Source organism: Elstera sp. (genome assembly GCF_044372965.1).
Taxonomy (GTDB): Bacteria; Pseudomonadota; Alphaproteobacteria; order Elsterales; family Elsteraceae; genus Elstera.
This window is the reverse complement of sequence record NZ_JBILQX010000225.1, coordinates 1-4,934: the sequence shown is the minus strand read 5'-3', so window position 1 is coordinate 4,934 and position 4,934 is coordinate 1. Positions and strand designations below refer to the sequence as shown.

The 4,934-nt window shown below is 62.4% G+C and carries 5 protein-coding genes; all 5 read right to left on the bottom strand.

All coding sequences use genetic code 11. The features are described 5' to 3' along the window. Positions 1–573: HAD family hydrolase (locus tag ACIQ36_RS18285; RefSeq protein ID WP_395831991.1), on the bottom strand; the 573-nt coding region annotated here is incomplete at its 3' end. Beyond that, the gene (gene murI, locus ACIQ36_RS18280; RefSeq protein WP_395831989.1) at positions 563–1,369 is read right to left on the bottom strand and encodes a glutamate racemase; all 807 of its coding nucleotides are present in this window, start codon (positions 1,367–1,369) and stop codon (positions 563–565) included. The genes murI and ACIQ36_RS18285, both read right to left, overlap by 11 nt. 201 nt (positions 1,370–1,570) lie before the next feature. Beyond that, positions 1,571–3,031 carry an Asp-tRNA(Asn)/Glu-tRNA(Gln) amidotransferase subunit GatB gene (gatB, locus tag ACIQ36_RS18275; RefSeq protein WP_395831987.1) on the bottom strand — a complete coding sequence of 487 codons (1,461 nt, stop codon included), beginning with the start codon at positions 3,029–3,031 and terminating at the stop codon, positions 1,571–1,573. Positions 3,032–3,033: 2 nt separating this feature from the next. Next, positions 3,034–4,521, bottom strand: a complete 1,488-nt coding sequence (gene gatA, locus ACIQ36_RS18270; RefSeq protein ID WP_395831985.1) for an Asp-tRNA(Asn)/Glu-tRNA(Gln) amidotransferase subunit GatA — start codon at positions 4,519–4,521, stop codon at positions 3,034–3,036. Further along, entirely contained in the window at positions 4,514–4,804 is a 291-nt protein-coding gene (gene gatC, locus ACIQ36_RS18265) for an Asp-tRNA(Asn)/Glu-tRNA(Gln) amidotransferase subunit GatC (RefSeq protein ID WP_395831982.1), read from the bottom strand. The genes gatA and gatC overlap by 8 nt, the downstream gene beginning before the upstream one ends. Positions 4,805–4,934: the final 130 nt, after the last annotated feature.

The window sequence follows — 4,934 nt, the reverse complement described above, 5'->3', positions numbered from 1 at the left end:
GGCGATGAGGTCGGGGACCATGATAACGGTCATCCCAGCGGCTCTCGCCGCCCGCAGGCCGTTGGGGCTGTCTTCAAGCGCGAGGCAGCGGGCGGGATCGACCTTCAGCAGGGCGGCGGCTTTCAGGTACGGGTCGGGGGCGGGTTTGCCTGCTGCCACATCGTCGCCGCCGACGAGCCCGTGGAACCGATCCAGCAGCCCAACCTTGGTAAGCTTATGTTCGGCGTTCTTCCGCGCGGTGGAGGTTGCGACGGCGCGGGGCAGGGCGGAGGCGTCGAGATGGTCCAGCAGTTCCCCAACGCCGGTTTTCAGCGGAATGGCGTCATGCCCGCCGATGCCATGCCAATGGTGCTCGATGCGGCCATAGAGGGCTTCATGATCCCAGGAGGGGCCATAGACGCTCCTCAAGCGCTCTTCCGCCGAACGGCGGTTGAGGCCGATCAGGGACAGGAAAACCGCGTCGTTCATCTCGACGCCCAGATCGGTTGCGGCCAACTGCCAGACGATGCGAAACATCCGTTCGCTATCCAGCAGCAGCCCATCCATATCGAAAATCACGGCGTCAAACGGCATCGAAGTCTTTTCCTTCATCGGGCGTCCAGGCCCCGAAAAACCTCGGGATACCGAGGCGCGTGAGGCAAGGTGATAGCAGGCCCGCATCCTCAGGAGCCGTGAAAAACCCGCAGGACGGACCCTCGGCCCAGTCGGGCACGACTTCAGCGACCCGCCGGGCGATGGCCGCGCCACTATCAAGAAAGCTAAGCCCCGGTGCGGAATTTTCCAGGGCGGTACGGATCAGCGGGAAATGGGTGCAGCCGAGAATGATTGTGTCGAGATCGGGAATGCCCGTCAGCGGGGCCAGTTCCGCCGCCACCGCCTGCGGGTCGAGCGTAGCCCCGCGTAAAGCCGCTTCCGCCATCAGCACGAGTTTGGCCGACCCGTGCCGATGCAGCGATACGCCTGCGCCGTGGCGGGCCATGAGATCATCGATATAGGGCCGGTTGACCGTGGCCGAGGTCGCCAACAGGCCGATAACGCCGCTGCGGCTGCCCTCGCACGCGGGTTTGACCGCCGGGACGGTGCCGATCACGGGAAGGCTGAGCCGCGCGCGCAAGGCGGGCAGGGCGATGGTGCTGGCGGTATTGCAGGCCACCACCAGCCCGCAGGGATCAAGGTCGGCGCAGGTTTCGACCAGCAGGCTTTCAATGCGCGCCAGCAGCACGTCGTCGGGCTTGGTGCCATAGGGCAACCACGCGCTATCGGCCAGATACGCAATCGCCCCATGTGGCTTCTGTACTCGCAAAGCTTCCACCACGGATAGACCGCCAAGGCCGGAATCGAAGACGAGGAGCGGGCGAGGAAGCTTCATCAGGGGCTCCGCCCACCCCAAGCGCTTTGCGCGTATAACGCTAGGGACCCCCGCCAAAGGGCTTGCCCTTTGGAAACCGATTTCTTTTTTACAGAACGGGTTAGGGGATGAAACACCAAAACGATTTTCTCAAGGAAAAAGGGATTGCCAAGGGGCAAGCCCCTTGGCCAGGGGTGTCGGGGACAGCGTCCCCGACCTATTTCATCCCTCGAGCTTCGCGCGCAGCAGATCGTTGAGCATCACCGGGTTGGCTTTGCCGCCGGTGGCTTTCATGGTCTGGCCGACGAAGAAGCCGAACAGCTTGTCTTTACCGCCCCGGAACTCGGCGACCTTATCGGGGTTCGCCGCGAGGATGGCGTCGATGGCCGCCTCAATGGCCCCCGTATCGGTGACTTGCACGAGCCCGTGCTTTTCGACGATATCGGCGGCGGCCTCGCCGGTTTCCAGCATGATCTGGAACACGTCTTTGGCGATCTTATTATTGATCTTATTGCTGGAAATAAGATCGATCAAACCGCCCAAAGCTTCTGCCGAAACAGGGGGTTCTTCGATGGTCTTGCCGAGTTTGTTGAGCGCGCCGAACAACTCCACCGTCACCCAATTGGCGGCGATTTTGGCGTCGCGGCCTTGGGCCACCGCTTCAAAGTACAGCGCGGTTTCCTTTTCCGACACGAGCACGCTGGCGTCGTAGCGCGACAGCCCAAGGGCCATGTAGCGGGCGCGGCGGGCATCGGGCAGTTCCGGCATGGCGGCGCGGATGGCCTCGATCTGGGCCGGATCGATTTCGAGCGGCAGCAGGTCGGGGTCGGGGAAATAGCGGTAATCGTGCGCCTGCTCTTTGGAGCGCATAGCGCGCGTTTCGCCCTTGGCGCTATCCCACAGGCGGGTTTCTTGGCGAATACTCCCGCCATCTTCCAATACTTCGATCTGGCGGCGGGCTTCGTAGTCGATGGCTTGGGCGACGAAGCGGATGGAGTTGACGTTTTTGATTTCGCAGCGCGTGCCGAAGGGCTCGCCAGGGCGGCGCACCGAGACGTTGGCGTCGCAGCGCATCGAGCCTTCTTCCATATTGCCGTCGCAGGTTTCGAGATAGCGCAGGATGGCCCGCAGCTTCTTGAGGTAGGCGGCGGCTTCTTCCGACGAGCGAATATCCGGCTCCGACACGATTTCCATCAGGGCGATGCCCGACCGGTTGAGATCGATGTAGGAGAGGCGCGGGTCTTGATCGTGCATCGATTTACCCGCGTCCTGCTCCAAGTGCAGGCGGGTGATGCCGATATATTTTTCGCTGCCGTCGGCAAGATCGACGGTCATATGCCCGCCGGTCACGATCGGCTGGGTGAACTGCGAGATCTGATAGCCCTGCGGCAGATCGGCGTAGAAATAGTTCTTCCGGTCGAAGACCGAGAGCGTGTTGACGGTGGCATTGATGCCAAGGCCGGTCTTGATCGCCTGCTCGACGCAGACGCGGTTGATGACGGGCAGCATGCCCGGCATGGCCGCATCAACGAACGACACCTGCGCATTGGCATCGGCCCCGAATTCGGTCGCAGCGCCAGAGAAGAGTTTCGCCTTGGAGATGACCTGGGCATGAACTTCCAGCCCGATCACCAATTCCCACGGGCCGGTTTTACCCTGAATGATGTTTTTGTTTTCGGTCATGGTTACGCTCCCTGGCCGAAGGTGGGGCGGGCGGTGAAAGCCGCTGCCGTCTCCAGCACGCCGCCGACGCGAATCACGGTTTCTTCATCGAAGGGCCGTCCGAGGATTTGCAGCCCCAGCGGCAGCCCATCGCTCGAAAGCCCGGTCGGCACCGCCAAACCGGGCAGCCCGGCGAGGCTGGCGGGGACGGTGAAGACGTCGTTGAGATACATGGCGATGGGATCGTCATTTTTCTCGTTGAGGCCGAAGGCCGGGGTCGGCGCGGTCGGGGTCAACAGCACGTCGCATTGCTCGAACGCCTTTTTGAAATCGTCGGCGATCAACGCGCGGACCTTTTGCGCCTTCAGGTAATAGGCGTCGTAATAGCCCGCCGAGAGCACGTAGGTGCCGATGAGGATGCGGCGCTGCACTTCATGGCCGAACCCGGCGGCGCGGGTGTTTTCGTACATTTCATCCAGCGTATTGCCGGGCACGCGCAAACCAAAGCGCACGCCATCATAGCGGGCGAGGTTGGCCGAGGCTTCGGCGGGGGCGATGATGTAATAGGTCGCCAGCGCGTATTTGGTGTGCGGCAGCGAGACCGAGACGATTTCCGCCCCCGCCTGCTTCAGCCAGTCGATACCCTGATCCCAGAGTTTCACGATTTCCGGGCTGGTGCCATCAACGCGATATTCCGCCGGAACGCCGACCTTCAGGCCGCGCACGTCGCCGGTCAGCGCCTTGGTGAAATCGGGCACGGCGATATTCGCGCTGGTCGAATCCTTCGGATCGAAGCCGGCCATGCTGTTCAACATCAGGGCCGCGTCCTTCACCGAGCGCGTCATCGGCCCGGCTTGGTCGAGCGAGGAGGCGAAGGCGACGATGCCCCAGCGCGAGCAGCGCCCATAGGTCGGCTTCAGCCCAACGATGCCGCAAAAGGCGGCGGGCTGGCGGATCGAGCCGCCCGTATCGGTGCCGGTCGCGGCCATCACGCCGCGCGCGGCCACAATCGCCGCCGAGCCGCCGGAGGAGCCGCCCGGAACCAGATCAACGTCCGACCCCGTGCGCTTCCAGGGCGAGATCACCGGCCCGTGATAGGAGGTGCCGTTCGACGAGCCCATCGCAAACTCATCGAGGTTGAGTTTACCGAGGCTGATCGTGCCTGCGGCTTTCAGCTTGCCCGAAACGGTCGATTCATAGGGCGGAATGAAGCCATCGAGAATATGGCTCGCTGCCGTGGTCCGCACGCCTTCGGTGCAGAACAGGTCTTTGATGCCGACGGGAATGCCTTCCAGCGCCCCAGCCTCGCCCTGTGCCCGGCGTGCATCCGAGGCTTTGGCGGCCTCGCGGGCCGCGTCGAAATTTTCGGTAATATAGGCGTTGAGCGGGCGGGCGGCCTCCGAGGCGGCGATATGCGCGTCGGTCAGCTCCACCGAGGTGAAGTGTTTCGCGGCCAGCCCATCGAGGGCCTCGGCGATGGTCAGATCGGTCAGTTTGCTCATCTTATTCAACGACCTTCGGAACGGTGAAGAAGCGGCCTTCAGCGGACTGCGGCGCATTCTTCAGAATTTTTTCGTGGCGATCGGGCTCGGTCACGACATCGTCGCGCATCGGCAATTTCATATTCACGACGCGGGCCAGCGGCGCCACGCCGTCGGTATTCACTTCGTTCAATTGCTCGATCCAGCCGAGAATAGCTGAAATTTCGGTGGCGAGCGGCGCGAGGTCTTTTTCCTCAACTTTAATGCGGGCCAATGTGGCAACGCGGCGTACCGTGTCTTGATCCAAGGCCATGACGGGCGCGACCTTCCTGTAAACGGGTCTAAAAATAACAGCGTCGATTGCTAACACCCCTCGTGTGCGCGGTGCAACAGGGCTGCTTTTGTTTCGGTAGATTTCTTAGAGGCTCTGCGCCGCTTGAAAC

What these genes read in the sequence shown, in the direction of transcription:
- murI (WP_395831989.1), bottom strand. Translation starts at nt 1,369, where the DNA reads ATGAAGCTTCCTCGCCCGCTCCTCGTCTTCGATTCCGGCCTTGGCGGT.
- gatB (WP_395831987.1), bottom strand. Translation starts at nt 3,031, where the DNA reads ATGACCGAAAACAAAAACATCATTCAGGGTAAAACCGGCCCGTGGGAA.
- gatC (WP_395831982.1), bottom strand. Translation starts at nt 4,804, where the DNA reads ATGGCCTTGGATCAAGACACGGTACGCCGCGTTGCCACATTGGCCCGC.